The 15,589-nt window shown below is 45.6% G+C and carries 14 protein-coding genes; 4 read left to right on the plus strand and 10 right to left on the minus strand.

Going from position 1 to position 15,589, the window contains the following annotated elements:
* Positions 1-1,212, plus strand: coding sequence for a glycosyltransferase (locus FEM55_RS11795; RefSeq protein ID WP_138281514.1), 1,212 nt, complete (start codon positions 1-3; stop codon positions 1,210-1,212).
* Here FEM55_RS11795 and FEM55_RS11800 read toward each other — a convergent pair.
* From FEM55_RS11800 to FEM55_RS11820, 5 genes are all read right to left on the minus strand, one after another.
* Positions 1,195-3,801, minus strand: coding sequence for a response regulator (locus FEM55_RS11800; RefSeq protein WP_138281515.1), 2,607 nt, complete (start codon positions 3,799-3,801; stop codon positions 1,195-1,197). The genes FEM55_RS11795 and FEM55_RS11800 overlap by 18 nt on opposite strands.
* A 62-nt stretch (positions 3,802-3,863) precedes the next feature.
* A complete protein-coding gene (locus FEM55_RS11805) occupies positions 3,864-4,631 on the minus strand; it encodes a glycosyltransferase (protein WP_138281516.1) in 768 nt (255 codons plus the stop codon).
* Positions 4,632-4,650: 19 nt separating this feature from the next.
* Entirely contained in the window at positions 4,651-5,427 is a 777-nt protein-coding gene (locus tag FEM55_RS11810) for a glycosyltransferase family 2 protein (protein ID WP_138281517.1), read from the minus strand.
* A gap of 3 nt (positions 5,428-5,430) precedes the next feature.
* Positions 5,431-6,306, minus strand: a complete 876-nt coding sequence (locus FEM55_RS11815; RefSeq protein ID WP_138281518.1) for a glycosyltransferase family 2 protein — start codon at positions 6,304-6,306, stop codon at positions 5,431-5,433.
* A 48-nt stretch (positions 6,307-6,354) separates the two neighbouring features.
* The gene (locus FEM55_RS11820) at positions 6,355-8,007 is read right to left on the minus strand and encodes a glycosyltransferase family protein (protein WP_138281519.1); all 1,653 of its coding nucleotides are present in this window, start codon (positions 8,005-8,007) and stop codon (positions 6,355-6,357) included.
* Between the two features lie 168 nt (positions 8,008-8,175).
* Here FEM55_RS11820 and FEM55_RS11825 point away from each other — a divergent pair, with 168 nt between their 5' ends.
* Entirely contained in the window at positions 8,176-9,516 is a 1,341-nt protein-coding gene (locus FEM55_RS11825) for a lipopolysaccharide biosynthesis protein (protein WP_138281520.1), read from the plus strand.
* A 9-nt stretch (positions 9,517-9,525) separates the two neighbouring features.
* On the opposite strand, the gene FEM55_RS11830 is transcribed toward FEM55_RS11825, so the two are convergent.
* The 5 genes from FEM55_RS11830 to FEM55_RS11850 are packed head-to-tail and all read right to left on the minus strand — an operon-like array spanning position 9,526 to position 13,268.
* Positions 9,526-10,638, minus strand: a complete 1,113-nt coding sequence (locus FEM55_RS11830; protein WP_138281521.1) for an acyltransferase family protein — start codon at positions 10,636-10,638, stop codon at positions 9,526-9,528.
* Positions 10,628-11,212, minus strand: coding sequence for an anti-sigma regulatory factor (locus tag FEM55_RS11835; RefSeq protein ID WP_138281522.1), 585 nt, complete (start codon positions 11,210-11,212; stop codon positions 10,628-10,630). The genes FEM55_RS11830 and FEM55_RS11835 overlap by 11 nt, the downstream gene beginning before the upstream one ends.
* A 3-nt stretch (positions 11,213-11,215) precedes the next feature.
* Positions 11,216-11,554 carry an STAS domain-containing protein gene (locus FEM55_RS11840; protein WP_138281523.1) on the minus strand — a complete coding sequence of 113 codons (339 nt, stop codon included), beginning with the start codon at positions 11,552-11,554 and terminating at the stop codon, positions 11,216-11,218.
* Between the two features lie 8 nt (positions 11,555-11,562).
* A complete protein-coding gene (locus FEM55_RS11845; protein WP_138281524.1) occupies positions 11,563-12,720 on the minus strand; it encodes a response regulator in 1,158 nt (385 codons plus the stop codon).
* Complete coding sequence (locus tag FEM55_RS11850; RefSeq protein WP_138281525.1) at positions 12,717-13,268, minus strand: hypothetical protein; 552 nt, start codon at positions 13,266-13,268, stop codon at positions 12,717-12,719. The genes FEM55_RS11845 and FEM55_RS11850 overlap by 4 nt, the downstream gene beginning before the upstream one ends.
* A gap of 183 nt (positions 13,269-13,451) precedes the next feature.
* On the opposite strand from FEM55_RS11850, the gene FEM55_RS11855 reads away from it, so the two are divergent.
* Together FEM55_RS11855 and FEM55_RS11860 are read left to right on the plus strand one after the other, a co-directional pair.
* Positions 13,452-14,369: a glycosyltransferase family 2 protein gene (locus FEM55_RS11855; protein ID WP_138281526.1), complete on the plus strand. Its 918-nt coding sequence runs from the start codon at positions 13,452-13,454 to the stop codon at positions 14,367-14,369.
* Positions 14,370-14,372: 3 nt separating this feature from the next.
* On the plus strand, positions 14,373-15,548 hold the full coding sequence (locus FEM55_RS11860) for a glycosyltransferase family 2 protein (RefSeq protein ID WP_138281527.1): 1,176 nt from the start codon (positions 14,373-14,375) through the stop codon (positions 15,546-15,548).
* Positions 15,549-15,589: the final 41 nt, after the last annotated feature.

The following is a 15,589-nucleotide window of genomic DNA, read 5'->3' on the forward strand; positions in this document are numbered from 1 at the left end:
ATGGATATTGTCATCACCGGGCAGCAGGCATGGGACGTGGAAATCGGCAGCAACTGCAAGAATATTGCTCTTGAATTCAGCAGGCAGCACAGAGTGCTGTACGTCAATTCACCGTTGGACCGGATCAGTCTGCTGAAAAAAAGTGCCGATCCCAAAATCATCAGGCGCCGCGAAGTCATCGACAGGAAACTGAACAGCATAGAAAAGATCAACAGGAACCTATGGGTACTGTATCCCGACCGGATGATCGAATCCATTAACTGGATACCTTCGCAATTTATTTTTAACCGGCTCAATAAAAGGAATAACCGGATTTTTGCCTCGTCTATTGAACGTGCCGTAAAAAGTCTCGGGTTCAGCGATTTCATTCATTTCAATGACAATGACATGTTCCGGAGCTTTTACCTTAAGGATTTCCTGCAGCCGAAACTGTCCATTTATTATTCCCGCGATTTCATGCTGGCAGTGGATTACTGGAAAAAACACGGTACTTCACTGGAACCGCAGCTTATTGCAAAAAGTGACCTTTGCGTTGCCAATTCCACTTACCTGGCCGATTACTGCAGAAAGTATAACCGGCATTCGTATTACGTGGGCCAGGGCTGCGACCTGCAGTTGTTCATGGAAGGAGTTGGCAGCGATGAACCCGCTGATATCAGCCGCATCGCCAGGCCAAGAATCGGCTATGTAGGCGCGCTGCAGAGCATCCGGCTGGACATGGAACTGCTTCATTACATAGCAGTAACACGTCCGGACTGGAACCTTGTGCTGGTGGGGCCCGAGGATAACGAGTTCCTTCAGAGCAGTCTGCATCAGCTGCCGAACGTGACGTTTACCGGTTCCAGAAACATAGATCAGCTGCCGGCCTACATCAATTCGTTTGACGTATGCATCAATCCGCAATTGCTGAACGAAGTTACCATCGGGAATTATCCCAGAAAAATTGACGAATATCTGGCCATGGGAAAACCGACCGTAGCGACCAGAACAGATGCCATGAGCGTTTTTGCAGAGTACGTTTATCTCGGTAAAACCAAAGAAGATTACGTTTCACTGATCGAAAAGGCACTGGATGAAAACTCGGATTCCAGGATGGAAGCACGCCGTGCTTTTGCCGCTTCGCATACCTGGGAAAACAGTGTAGGTGATATTTACAAGGCAATCAATGAACTGCCTGCAAATACCACTCTGAATTTAACTCAGCATTTTTAGCTGCTGAAGGCCCAGTTCCGACTCTGCCTTCAGTTCTTCCAGTTTCTGGTTCAGGGAAGATTCCCATTTTCCCTGTTTCAGGATGGCTTCCAGTTCTTTATACTGATTGGCTGTGGAAAGCATTCCGACCGAAAACAGCGAGGAGCGGAATTTGTGAACAGCCTGCCGCATCTGTTCCTGATTCATGGTGTGCGATGCTTCTTCTATGGCACTCAGCTGCGTTTTACTGTCTTTTTCATAAAGTGCAATAAGTTCTTCCCGCAACTCTTCATCGCCTCCTGTAATTTCATTCAGATATTCAAGATTGATAATGGAGTCAGTCATGGTATTTTGATTTTGATTAGTGGATTGGTTATGAGGCGTTACTATATTCTCTTTGTTTCCCAGATGTGCAATGGTATACAGCAGTTCACTCTCTTTGAACGGCTTGGATATATAACTGTTGGCACCTATGCTCAGGCATTCTTCTTTTTCTCCGATCATGGCATGCGCGGTCATGGTGATAATCGGGATGGTTTTTGAAATCGAACTTCTTATTTTCCGGATAGCGGTATAGCCATCCATCACCGGCATCTGAATATCCATCAGTACAATATCAAACGATTCGGCCTGAAGTTTCTCGATGGCTTCCTGGCCGTTGTTTACTATTGTCAAAGGTATGTCCAATCTTTCAAAAATGGCTTTAAGAAGTTTCTGGTTAAGCGTATTGTCCTCAGCAGCAAGTATTTTTAACGACGTGATGGAGCCATTGAAGTCAATTGTTCTTTCCAGATCTTCCTGTAAAACAGCGTCCGTCATGATCCTGACCGGAATATCTATCGTGAAAGCACTGCCTTTGCCGACTTCGCTTTTCAGGTTCAGTGTTCCGTTAAAGAGTTGTACCAGCGACTTTACAATACTCAGTCCGAGCCCTGTTCCGCCAAAAACCCGCGTTGTGCTTTCCGTGGCCTGCACAAAACGGTTGAATACTTCGTCAATTTTGTCCTGAGCAATTCCGATTCCGGTGTCGCGCACTTCAAAGCGGATGTTCTGAACGCCGCTGACCGGCTCGCCGATGGGTTCTACCAGCAATTTTACACTGCCTTTTTCGGTGAACTTTACGGCATTTCCGCAGACATTCAGCAATATCTGTGTGAGGCGCAGTTTGTCGATTTCGATGATTTCCGGCAGTCCGGCGGATAAAACGGATTGGTAAACAATGCCTTTTTCAGCGGCCCGCTGGTTAATAATCACTGAAACGGAGTTGACAAGCTCGGTAATGGAAACCGCCATTTTTTCAAGATGCACCTGTCCGGCTTCTATTTTCGAAAAGTCCAGAATATCGTTGATCAGTTCGAGCAGGTTTTTACTGGCATACTGAATGTATCCCACGTACTCGATGCTTTTCCTGTCCTTTACTTCTCCGATAAGCAGGTTTGTGAAACCGATAATGGCATTCAGCGGCGTACGGATTTCATGGCTTACATTGGACAGGAATATGTCTTTTACCCTCACCGATTTTTCGGCCAGCGTCCGGGCTTTTTCCAGCGTAGCTTCGTAATTGGCTCTTTCGGTAATGTCGCGGAAAACCGTAATGGCGCTTGTAATTTCACCTTCCAGTCCGATTACGGGCTGTACATTGGTTTCGAGATGATACAAACGGTTTTCCTTAACAAGGTCAATTTTATTGCCGATGAGTTTTTCACCGCGCAAAGCGCGTGATACCGGCAGTGTTTCACGGGTAAAAGCAATGTGATAACGTGTCGGATCAAGCAGTTTCACCGTATTCAGTTCTTCATTAAGCGCTTCCAGGTTGGTGGACCGGACACCCAGGATTTCACGGCCTGACTGGTTCAGCAGCACAATTTCATTTTCCTTGTTGATCACCAGTACACCGTCCGGAATGGCTTCCAGATACTGGTTTACAACTCTTTCTTTTTCATTTATTTCCTTTTGCATACGTCTGAGCTTTCGCTTGTCGCGGTTCAGGAGTACGATTGAAAGAAGAGAAAGCAGAAATCCGGCCGCCCCGGTGACGAAGATAAAGAGCACCGAGTTTTTTTGCGTACTGGCCACAAGCCTTCTCCGTTCGTTCAGATTGCTGTTTGCTTCACTGTTGATTTCATTGATTTTGTCCGTCAGTAAATTGTTCAGACGGATTCCTTCACCTTCCTGCAGCAGATGAAAAGCAGCTTCTTCGCCCTGTGTACGGTACACGGTAATGACATTCTGCGTGTAGAAAACGATTTTGCCCGAAATTTTTAACAGTTCCTGAACACGCCGCGTCTGCGCTGCATCCGATCTGACAAGGTTGAAAAGCGTGTCCGTAATACCGACCAGCTGGATTTTTTTATTGTAATTGTCCGAAAGAAGTTCACTGTTTTTGGTTATAAGGTAACCGCGCATGTTGGACTGGAAATCTTTGGTAACCAGCCCGAAATTGGCAATCTGGTTCAGTACGCCTACGGTCACGTTCAGCCTTGTGTTGTTCAGCGAAAGATCCCTTACGTTTTTATAGGTAAAATACTGCGATCCGAAAATCAGGACAAGCCCGAGGTAAATGCTGGCATAATACCATTTGAATGAATTGTTTCTTGTAGTACCGGGCATAAACCTGTAAATGATTGAGCTGTAACTGTAGACCTGACTGGATTTGCATGGATGCTGCGGAATCAGACCAAATAATCAAAGTTGAATTTCAAGTGCCTGTAAAGATGCCTTGCCTGCGTCAGGAAAAAATTATCACTTTCCCGCCATACATTCCGCTTCATCGTGCTGGGTTCGGCTTCGGAGTTCTTCTGCAGAAACAGGTCTTTAAAGTCTTTGTAAAACACGGCTTTCCCGTTATTTTTCAGAAACGACATCATCATGCCGTATTCCGTAACATCACCCTTCTGACCTTCCATATACCTTCCGAATTTGTTGAAAAAGCTGCTGCGGCGCAGATGCGGATGATCGCTGTAAACGTAAAACTTTTTATAACCCGGTTTCAGCACATGAAAGGCCATTTCGTAATAGTTGTTCTCCGGATTTTTCAGATAAGGATAAAGAAAATACGCATAAAACCGCACCATATCAATTTCCGGCCTGCCGTTGATGATGTTCAATGCATGTGTGAAACTTTCCGGAAAAATGGCGGCAGGCGTAAAATCTTCCTGCACATACAATGTAAGCGGCGTTTTTACGGCATCCTGTCCTTTGTTGATGTTGTTGCCAAGCCCTCTGTTTACCGGCGTGGTAATCAGCCTGAACCCGTATTGCGGCTGTAATGTCCGGAGGTATTCCTGGTGTTCCGGCTTGCTGCCGTCATCCGAAACCACAATGTCTTCAAACCGGCAGCCAAGCTGTACAAAGGATTTCAGAAGCTGTTCCAGTGACTGGCTTCGGTTGTAATGTGTGATCAGAAGCGTCACATCCTTAAAAAAATAGTCTTTTTTCATAATAGTCAGTCGGCGCTGTTCACTTCATAAATACCAGATCAAGGGAATTTTTCAGCCAGCGGTAACGCAGATACAGCAGGCGTGATAATTTGATGAGCGGATTGCTGCTCAGTCTCCAGTTCGGCCTTTCCATGGTACTTGGTTCGTCGGAGGAATTCTTCTGGTAAAACAGTTTGGTAAAATCATTAAAGAACAGTCCTTTGCCTTTTTTCTGAAGAAAGCTGACGGCCATTTTGTATTCCGTCAGGTCGCCTTTGATTCCTTCCGGGTACCTTCCGAATTTTTCCAGAAAATGACTGCGCCGCAAATGCGGATGATCGCTGTAATAATAAAATTTCAAATGATTCATATCCCAGAAAGTATAAACCATTTCTGAAAAACCTTTTTTGAACGGCCTCAGTGTAGGATAGGAGAAGTAAGCATAAAACCGGACAATATCCCAGGCCGGATCTTCCCGCATGAAGCCAAGCGCATCCTGAAAATGGCCCGGAAAAATATCGGATGGTTGAAAATCTTCCTGTACGTACAGGGTATAAGGCGTTTTTACCGCATCCTGGCCTTTGTTGATGTTATTGCCGAGGCCTTTGTTGACAGGCGTGGTAATCAGCCGGAACGCGTACCGGTTTTCCATGGCTTTTAATTTGTCGAGATGCTCCGGCCTGCTTCCGTCGTCAGAAACGACAATGTCGCCGAACCGGCATCCGAGACTTTCAAAAGTAGCCAGCAGCCGTTCCAGCGAACCGCTCCGGTTGTAATGCGTAATGAGTAAAGTAGTATCAGGGAAATGATAATCCATAACTTAATTGGAAAGAGAGAGATAATCGCGCATGCCTTTCAGCTGTCTTCCGGCCCGGTTGAAAAAAGCATGGGCAATGCTCCCGTCATCCAGCAGCCGGCGCGGAGACGTGTAAACGGTTGCACTGGAAGAAGTCACCATTTTCAGTTTTCCTGCTTTTTTGAGGTTCAGCGCCATGCGTCCGTCTTCGGCTTCATTCTCGTAATCGCTTCCGACAATGTTGGCATAAATTCTGGAACCGCTGACCTTGAAACCGCCGGTATCGCGTCCGATCTGCGTTACAAATCCCATATTGAACCCGTAAACGTTCAGGTATTCACGGTTTCTTTTGCGGATCCGGATCATCATGCCGGCAAAAAGCTCGTACAGCCATAACCCGAACCTTCCCTGGTTTTCGGGCGGTATAAAGGAGTAATTCCCGTAAACACCTGTAATGTTGGAATCCTTTACCATGGGCGCCACCATCTGGTCAATCCAGTCGGGCGGATAAAAAGTGTCCGAGTCTGCACATAAATGGTATTTGCCGCGCGCCAGTTCAAGACCCATTTGCCGGGCAAAAGGCGTTCCCTGAACAGGCTGCATGTAATTGCGAACGCCCAGCGTATCAAGCACATTTTGTGTTCCGTCAGTGGAATTATTGTTGATCACGACAATTTCCACCATGTATTTGGTACGGCTGTTGGAAAGCGAAGAAAGTGTCCTGTAAATGTTGTTTTCTTCGTTCCATGCAGGGATAACGACCGAAACATCCGGTTTTTCAGCCCTGAAGCGGCTGATTGTCCTTCTAAGATTTTCAATTTCGGAACCCGTAAGGTCTTTGAATTTCTTGTTCTTGAACAGGTGCGGCTGGATCCATTTTGGTAAACCAAATAAACTCATGTTTCAACATTAAAAGGTTTTAACGATAATTTCAGGGCAACTTCCGGCTCACTGCACAGAAAGTTCGAACAGACAGACTTTGACATCGTCGGTCGTTTTTCCGGACGGGAATACTTCCTGTAAAGTGCCCATTTTGGAAATATGTCCCAGTACTTTTCCGACGGCGTCAACATTGCGGTAGTACCATTGCGGCTCGTTTTCAATATCGCCAAGTTTCAGTCCGTTATAGGGCTTGTATATGTACCAAAGCCTTTCATGACCCTGGAATTTTTGAAAATCGCCCGACATGTTTTTTAAATAGCTGTTGAAATTGCTGGAAGTTTTCCGCTCGTCGCTGCCGTAAATGGTGTTGAACCTGAAATTGTAGGCTTCCTCGTAATAACGGTACGATGGCAGGTCGTTCCAGTATACATACACGATATCGTTTTCGCGGTACTGGCTTTGGATGTTCTGCATGACTTCGCGCTGCATGGATTTTTTGTAACTGCCAAACAGGCTTGTGTTCCAGATCTGCAATACGGAATTCATAAGCGGGGCCGCCAGCAGAATGGCGACGATCCACGTTTTTGCATTGGAGGAAATCTTTAAAGCATCAATCCTTTCCACGCCTTTTGCCATGACCAGAATAAAGATCGGCGCAAGGAACAGGGTTAGTCTTTCCCTTAAAGGGTAAAATTCCAGCGAAGAGGCTGCCAGCGCAAGTATAACCGGCAATGAAAACAGAAGCAGGTGCCGCTTCTGACGAAAATACAAGGTAGCCAGCCCGACAGTGCCGACGACAATCGGAAGGAACGGAATCCTTGCCAGAATCCGGGTCACCTGGCTGTAATCATGCTCGTAATCAAGGTCAAACCATGAAAGACCGATCGGATACCGGACGAGAGAATAAATCTGGTTGAAATGCCAGAGCACATCGTGCAGCGAGCGCGGCGGGAACGGCATAAAAGCTTCCCTGTTGCGCCAGAACTGCACAAGCCATTCTTCTTCCGGAAACCGGCTGATAAAAAATACATACTGAATGACAAAGCTGAAGAGCCACAGTGAAAACGGAACGAGGTATAAAAAGAACATTCGCCAGTCTTTCCGGATTATACAGGTGAGTGCAACGGCCCCGCCTATCCCTGCCAGAACGAACAGGGACGAAAACGAAAACCAGAGTATGGCAGCTCCGCCCAATCCCCAAAGTACCAGATTTTTTACATCGGTTTTTCCGATGTGATTGATGTACAGGAGCAGGCAGAGCACCGTTGCCAGAAACTCCGTTCCATACTGTTTTACTTCCACGGCATGATAAACCAGCGGTGGCGCGAATGCTGCAATGAACACTGCTGCCACGATGCTGCGGCCCGAACGCAAGAAATGCCTGGCAACCGGAACAAAAAGAAGTAAAGATGCAATGCCGCATAAAAACGGAAAAAGCCGTAACGCCAGTTCCTTCTTTCCAAAGAGCACCACACCCAGGCGCGAAAGCCAGAGAAAGCCGACCGGCGCCCTTTGCTGATATTCCAGCGGCAGGGTTGCAAGCTGCAAAAAATCCATATGAATAAGACTGGAAGCCAGGAAAACTTCATCTTCCCATAAGGAACGGTTATCAAAATAATGGAACACACGCAGGAAAATTCCTGAAAGCAGGATAGCAGACAGCAATATCGTATGACTCTTTTGGGAATTTTTAACCGGTGTAAAAGTTTTGGTCATCATAGAGCGCCAATGTATTATTTTGGAACGTAGCTAGGAATCTATTCGTTAGGCAAATTAATTAAATTATTTGTGGAAATAATTCGCAGCGTCAATAATATCTCATTAAAAAAAATTACATATTTGTGCTGCCCCGTCAAATGAAATACTAACTGTCACATTCAGCGTTACATGGCAATGCAACTTTTACAGAAGTTCAGGAACAAACATTTTCTTTCGCTGGCCGGAAACGGCATCATGTCGGTACTGGGAATGCTTAACATGATTATCCTGTACCGTGCGCTTCCGGTTGCCAGTATCGGAATGTGGGTGTTTTTCCTGTCTATTCTGCTGCTCGTGGATACCTTTCGCTCGGGCTTTCTTACGACAGCCTTTATCAAGTTTTATGCAGGTGCCGCTACGTCCAGAAAAGCGGAAGTGGTTGGTTCGGCATGGTTTATAGGCGGTTCCATCACGCTGGTGCTGGTGATCCTGAATGTTCCTGCCTATCTGTTTTCTTCCTATTTCAAAAATCCGTCGCTGGTTTTGTTTGTAGAATGGTTCGGGATTATTTATGTAGCGTCGCTTCCTTCATTCATTGCTTCCTGCGTCGTACAGGCCGAGCAGCGTTTCGATCATTTGCTCTGCATCCGTTTTCTGAGCCAGGGCGTGTTCATACTGTTTGTGATTATCATGGCATTGACCAAAACGGCCAATCTGCAGAATATCATTTATGCTTATCTGGGCGGTGCGGCCATGACGAGCCTTTTTACCATACTCATGGGCTGGTCGCGGATTGCCATGTTCAAAGACCGGACGTGGACAACGATCCGTGAGATTTTTCATTTTGGCAAATACAGTGTCGGGACCACGCTCAGCTCCAACCTCTTCGGAACTTCCAACACCATGATCATCAACTTCATGCTCGGGCCTGCCGCGCTGGCTGTTTTTAATCTCGGCCAACGGCTCATGGAAATCATTGAAATTCCGCTCAGAAGTTTTGCCGCCACGGGAATGCCCGAGTTATCCGCAGCCTACAATGAAGGCAACAAGGCAAAGGTGATTGAAACCATGAAAAGATATACGGGCCTGATTACGGTGGCTCTGCTTCCGGCTTGCCTGGGTGCTGTGGCGCTTGCCGACGTTGCCATCAGCATCATCGGCGGAAGCAAGTATGTGCACAGTGAAGCCGCTAACATCATGCGGTTGTTTATGACCTTTGCACTGCTTTATCCGCTCGACCGGTTTTTTGCCCTTACGCTGGATGTCATCCATCAGCCCAAGATCAATTTTGTAAAAGTACTGTTAATGCTCGCGGGAAGCGTCTCGGCCTCCTTTGCCGGAATTTACCTGACAGGAAATGTATACGGCGTGGCCATTGCAGGAATTGTGCCGACGCTGATCGGCGTGGGAATCGGATACTGGGGATTGAACCGGTTTGAGCCTTTCAGCATCATGAGCGTATTCACAACGGGCTATTCGGAAGCGGTAAACCTCGTTAAAACTTACTGGCTGAAACTTGCGAAAAACTGATTGCAGGCGTTATGCTGCATCCGTTTGCTTTGCAGGAACTTTGGTCTTCTTGTATTGAAAACGCATTTCAATATTCTTGTAAGTCCAGGAAGAAACCAGATAAATCAGCGCAAAATTCAGGATGAAAAGATAAGAATACGCAGTGGGTGGAAATTTGAGAATGCGGATGAAAAACACATTGAAAAGGCTGATCATCAAGGCATGCGTCATGTAAATAGAGTAGGAGTACTTTCCAAGGTTATGCAGTAAGCCGGCTCTTTTCAGCATGGCGGAAATAAAGCCTTTTTCAAATGAAAAAGTGTAAATGCAGACAAAGAACAACACTTCAAAAACAGCGCCGAGCGGCTTCATAATTTCTCCGTAACAGATACAAACCGTAATCAGCACAAGCGTGGTCAGTTCCGCAGCAGAAAACAAGAACGAAGGCCAGGTACGTACATGATGATGCGTAGCACTGAACAGGTTGAAACAGATTGCGCCGGTAAAAAAGCCGAGTATGCCGCGCAGAAAACCGTAATCAAAACTGTAATTGATCTGTAAACTTCCTGAAACTGCAGACAATCCTGCCAGACAAACGAGAATAATCAATGCATAATAGAAATTCCTGTGGCTGAACTGGCGCGTGCCATGAATGAAAACCAGCAGACTTCCGAAAACAAGATAAGCCATCATTTCTGCACTAATCGACCAGCTCGGAATATTCCAGCTCACGTCGTGTACACCCGGAACCGGAGTGGAGTTAACGAGAAAAAAGGAAGTAAAAAAGGTCGTGATATTATTGGCCGGGTTAACAAGGTTGTTAACCTTGACATAAGGGTTCAGCAGATTTTTGGCTACTTCCATTCCTACAAACGCCAGAAGCATGAACAAATGCAGCGGGTAAATCCTGTAAATGCGTTTGGTGATAAAAAGCCTGAACTGCTGCCAGTCGGAAAGGGATTGGTAGCTGTAAGCAATCACAAATCCGCTCAGCACAAAGAAGAAATCGACAAACATGTCGGAATTTTCCACAAAGCTGTTGTTCAGCACGGGAGTTTCTGCAAACGGGCCGAGGTGAAACATAAAAACCAGCGTTGCAAACAGGCCGCGAAAAATATCAAGTACTTCAAACCTATGCTTCATGTTCGTTGCTATTCAGATAAATGGTGCTTCTGAACCGGTTGATTTTTAGTATGGGATCGTATGTATAGGTAAATTCATCAGATGCTTTGGTCATAATGAGCAGCCCGAAGTGCTCGCTTGTATCAATAAGCAGTCCGGGCATTTCCACGTCATCCAGCTGTTCAACAAAAAAAGCTGCGCAGTCAGGTTCTGTGCTCCGTACCCGGAGTGAATCCGTTCCGTTGTGGTAAATCTGGAATTCGAGGGGTTCGGCCAAGGGAGGCAGCGGCCAGGTTATAACTTGGCCGCTGTTGTTTTCAAACAGCATCAGCGGTTTTCCCGTATCTTCCTTTTCCAGGACAAGCTGTTCGGTATCATGCTCGAAAGTCAGCATGCATTCGTTCATGCCCGAATGCTTTACTGCGTTGGTGAGTAGTTCGGTTATAATCCATTTCAGCTTTGCAAGGGTTAACATACCTACAGGCTTGACGTGTGTTTCTTTCCTGATATGATCAAGGCACAGGTTTACAATTCCGGGAATTTCTTCCCGGTCACATTTAAAAGCAATATTAATCTTACCTGATTCCTCTTTCATAATCTAGTTTATTGTTTCCATAGCCTGCTTGTAGTCTTTGAAAATCTTGAAGACTTTATCCATTCTGATCAGGGTCAGCAGATTTTTGACATCCGGTTTCAGGGCAACAAGGTAGATATCCACTTTCCGCGGCATGGCATATTTCAGAGCCACAACGAGGCTTCCCAGAAAGGAACTGTCGATATAATTCACATTCTCGAAACTCAGGATGATCAGCTTCGTTCCTCCGGCTATGAGTGTGATCATTTCTTCTTTGAACATGTCTGCATTTGACAAACTGGCTTCTTCCGGCAAAATCGTTGCCTGTACTACATCTGAAAGGTCATTAACTTGAAGTACCATAGGGTATATTATTGTTTTTCGATAAAAATAATGCTTGCGTCGTCCATCTGGTTACCGTCGTTGATCGTCCCCAGAACCTCTTTTTTAATCAGTTCAAAACTGTCAGTCCTGCCGAGATAAGGGCTGATCTTGTCTACAAAAAAAGGATAATCGCTTTTTTTGGAACCATCCGAAGGGATATCGATCATGCCGTCTGTAAAAAGCACAATCTGGTCTCCGGATTTCATTTTTATGACCTGTTTGTCGTACATGCCTTCTTCCATCAGTCCGAGCAGCAGGCCGGAAGACATAATGGTTGAAGTTCTGTCGAGCGAAGGTTCAAAATTTACGAGCGGAAGGTCACCTGCTCCGGAGTAATGCACCTCTCCGGTATGGCTGTCGAGCAGAAGCAGCGACAGGCTGGATAGGATACTTTCCAGGCTGTCATCCAGATAAATCAGCTTATTGATCTTCTGCATGATGGTATCAATGGCATAATCGTTATCCAGCACGCAGAAGCGGATAGCTGCCCGGATGTAGCTTAAAAACCCGAATGTAAAAAACCATGCTTTCCATTTTTTTCCCATGATATCGCCCAGAAAAGCAAAGCAGAAACGTTCATCGACCTGCACGAAATCAATGAAATCGCCGCCCGGATATCCCCGAAACCCTTTGTGCCAGAAATGGACACGGAAACCTGCAACTTTGGGGTCCTGTACCGGCATGGATTTGACATTCAGCGTTTCAGCGGCAATTTTAAGTTCGTGTACAGATCTTACGTGTTCGTTCTGAAGCGATGTAATGATGTTGTTGAGCTTAGAAATAATAACCGCCATCGGCGTTTCCTTGTTGATAAAATCCAGCGCATACATGTTCAGCCCTTCCAGCATCAGCGAATCGTCGGTAATGGAAGTCAGGAATACAAACGGGATATCTTTCAGGTTCGGATTGTGCAGAACGGCCTGCCGGAAATCAAATCCGTTCATTTCAGGCATGTCATAATCGGAAAGAATCAGATCCGGCATTTCATCCGCAAGCAATTCCAGCGCTTCCGTTGCAGACTCGCAGAGCACGCAGTTGTAGCCTGCTTTCAGCAAGGATGCTTCTATAACCTTACGGAACAGCAGATTGTCTTCTACCAGCAGGATCTTTTTTACGGCCGCAGGAGGATCCGGGAAACTGATCATTTTTTGTTGAAGTTTAAAACAAACAATAGGACGCCGCCAAATATGATGAGCAACGAAACCAAGTCCATGATCGTAACGCCGTCATTCGGAGTAAAGTAAAAAACAGTAAATATTTCAAAACTGGGCGGTGCAGGCATGATGATCATGGCAAATCCGAATACGATCAGCAATATGGCCAGAATAAACATAATGCCTTTTTGAAATGCATTTTTTTTAAGATAATTGCTACTGATCTTGCTGTCAATTTTGGTTTCGGAAAGCAGTTTTTCCAGACCTTCCAGCAATTCTTCCCTCGAAAGGTTGTTGTCCTGATCCAGCTGCTCAAACGATGCGATCTGAGCTTCTGCTGTTCCCGATTTTGCGAAAGCTTCTGCGATCTGCTGCTGATAAAGTCTCGCACTTTCACTGTCTATCACGGAGCGCTCGATAATTTCGATCAGCTCGCTTAATTTCTGTTCAAGCAAAGTATTACCGGTTTCCGACTGCGGCAAACGGGCACTTTGTACTTCAGAATCTTTCCGGATATTAAGCAAGCGATTAATTTTCACTATTTAAATATTTTATAAGATTTAAACTGCTTTAACGGACATGTGATTTACAATTCCAATAAAATATTTTCTTAAAACCCAGCAACTATTTGAAGCTATAATTTTATTACTAATTTTGAAATAATTCTACAAATCAACAAAATATATTTGTTATTTCAGAACAATTTCAGAAATCACATGATCATGAAAAGGGTTTCCATTGTTACGGTAAATTTTAACCAGCCGTTGGTTACGGAAGATTTGCTGAGATCACTTGCGGAAGTAAATGCCTATCCCGATCTGGAAATAATCGTTGTTGACAATGGGAGCAAGGTCAATGTGGTGCCGGAATGGCAGTTGCGGTACAAAGACATTCGATTCATCCGTTCCGAAATCAACACCGGATTTGCCGGAGGGAACAACATCGGCATTCAGCATGCGACCGGCGATTATCTTTTTCTGATCAACAATGACACGGAAGTTACAGCGGACCTGATCGGAAAGCTGGTGGCGAAGATGGAGTCCGATCCAAAAATCGGAATGATATCACCCAAGATCCATTACTTTGACCAGCCGGGCATGCTGCAATACACAGGTTATACGCCGATGAATTACTTCACAGCCAGAAATGCATGCATCGGGCAGTTTGAAGAAGATCGCGGCCAGTACGATTCACTGACCGGAATAACGGGCTATGCGCATGGCGCCGCCATGATGATCCGAAGAGAAGCTTTGCAGAAAGCAGGCGTGATGGCGGAAAACTACTTTCTGTATTACGAAGAACTGGACTGGTGCGAACGCATCCGGAAAGCCGGTTATGAAATTCACGTTGACTTATCGGCACTTATTTACCATAAGGAATCGGTTTCAGTAGGAAAGCGGACGGCTCTGAAGGAATTTTTTATGAACCGGAACCGCATCCTTTTTATCCGTAAAAATGCAGATACCTTCACTTTTCTTGTGTTCTGCTGTTATTTTCTGGCTGCAGTGATTCCGCGTAACCTTTTCCAGTACGTCAAAAACAAGGAGTACGACTTTATTCCGGTCTTTCTGAAGGCCATTACATGGCATTTTACAAACAAAGCGGATAGCAATAATCTTGGATTCCCACTTACGAGATAAAATATGAAATTTTCTTTCTGGTTCAGCCTGTTCATTGTTTTTTATACTTTTCTAGGTTACGGTATTGTCCTTTATGTTCTGGTACGAATTCGCAGGATTTTTAAAGGAAAAAGGCCGGTTCCGGGTTTAGATCAGGATTTTCCGACGCTGACGCTGGTGATTGCAGCTTATAACGAGGAAAGCATTATCGAGGAAAAAATCCGGAATACGCTTGAACTGTCCTATCCGCAGGGAAAGCTGAAGCTGCTGTTCATTACAGATGGTTCCTCGGACCGTACGCCTGATCTTATTGCACGTTACGGACAAATCAAACTCATGCATACGCCGGTCAGAAGCGGGAAAATTCAGGCGATTCACAGAGCCATGCATGAAGTGGACAGTGAAGTGGTTGTTTTTACCGATGCCAATACGTTTTTAAACCAGGATGCGCTGCTGCTCATTGCAAGGCATTATGCCGATCCGGAAGTGGGTGCCGTTTCGGGTGAAAAAAGGGTTATGCAGGATGCCATGGCCGATGCTACGGCAGGAGAGGGCTTTTACTGGAAATACGAATCAACGCTGAAAAAATGGGATTCCGAGCTGTATTCGGTTGTAGGCGCGGCGGGCGAACTGTTCAGCGTAAGGCGTTCGCTGTACAAGGAAGTCCAGCCCGATACTATTCTCGATGATTTCATGATTTCCATGCTGATTGCGCAGCAAGGTTACCGCATTATTTACGAACCCGAGGCATATGCGTCGGAACTTTCTTCGGACAACATCAAGGAAGAGCTGAAAAGAAAAATCAGAATTGCGGCCGGGGGCATACAGTCCATTCTGCGCCTCGAAAAGCTCTTTAACCCGTTTCATTATCCCGTCCTTACTTTTCAGTACATCAGTCACCGCGTGCTTCGCTGGACCGTAACTCCTTTTCTGATGCTGCTTGCGCTGATTTTGAATATTGTTATTGTCATCAGAACGGGTGAATGGCTTTATACGGCTATTCTGACCGCGCAGCTGCTTTTTTATACGCTTTCCTTTGCCGGATGGGTTCTTGAAAAACGAAGAATCAAGATCAAGGCATTATTTGTGCCCTATTACTTCTGCGTGATGAATTATGCCGTGCTGGCCGGAATCAAAAGATACCTTGCCGGAAGCCAGAGTGCCGTATGGGACAAGGCAAAAAGAAAAAGCGCCGTTTAATAACGGCGCTTCAAACAATATTTTATAAAAATTGCAATTAC

The organism is Dyadobacter sediminis, assembly GCF_005860765.1.
GTDB classification, from domain to species: domain Bacteria; phylum Bacteroidota; class Bacteroidia; order Cytophagales; family Spirosomataceae; genus Dyadobacter; species Dyadobacter sediminis.

Excerpts from the sequence above, each read along its gene's own strand:
- FEM55_RS11795 (WP_138281514.1), top strand. The coding sequence starts at position 1 with ATGGATATTGTCATCACCGGGCAGCAGGCATGGGACGTGGAAATCGGC.
- FEM55_RS11800 (WP_138281515.1), bottom strand. The coding sequence starts at position 3,801 with ATGCCCGGTACTACAAGAAACAATTCATTCAAATGGTATTATGCCAGC.
- FEM55_RS11805 (WP_138281516.1), bottom strand. The coding sequence starts at position 4,631 with ATGAAAAAAGACTATTTTTTTAAGGATGTGACGCTTCTGATCACACAT.
- FEM55_RS11810 (WP_138281517.1), bottom strand. The coding sequence starts at position 5,427 with ATGGATTATCATTTCCCTGATACTACTTTACTCATTACGCATTACAAC.
- FEM55_RS11815 (WP_138281518.1), bottom strand. The coding sequence starts at position 6,306 with ATGAGTTTATTTGGTTTACCAAAATGGATCCAGCCGCACCTGTTCAAG.
- FEM55_RS11820 (WP_138281519.1), bottom strand. The coding sequence starts at position 8,007 with ATGATGACCAAAACTTTTACACCGGTTAAAAATTCCCAAAAGAGTCAT.
- FEM55_RS11825 (WP_138281520.1), top strand. The coding sequence starts at position 8,176 with ATGGCAATGCAACTTTTACAGAAGTTCAGGAACAAACATTTTCTTTCG.
- FEM55_RS11830 (WP_138281521.1), bottom strand. The coding sequence starts at position 10,638 with ATGAAGCATAGGTTTGAAGTACTTGATATTTTTCGCGGCCTGTTTGCA.
- FEM55_RS11835 (WP_138281522.1), bottom strand. The coding sequence starts at position 11,212 with ATGAAAGAGGAATCAGGTAAGATTAATATTGCTTTTAAATGTGACCGG.
- FEM55_RS11840 (WP_138281523.1), bottom strand. The coding sequence starts at position 11,554 with ATGGTACTTCAAGTTAATGACCTTTCAGATGTAGTACAGGCAACGATT.
- FEM55_RS11845 (WP_138281524.1), bottom strand. The coding sequence starts at position 12,720 with ATGATCAGTTTCCCGGATCCTCCTGCGGCCGTAAAAAAGATCCTGCTG.
- FEM55_RS11855 (WP_138281526.1), top strand. The coding sequence starts at position 13,452 with ATGAAAAGGGTTTCCATTGTTACGGTAAATTTTAACCAGCCGTTGGTT.
- FEM55_RS11860 (WP_138281527.1), top strand. The coding sequence starts at position 14,373 with ATGAAATTTTCTTTCTGGTTCAGCCTGTTCATTGTTTTTTATACTTTT.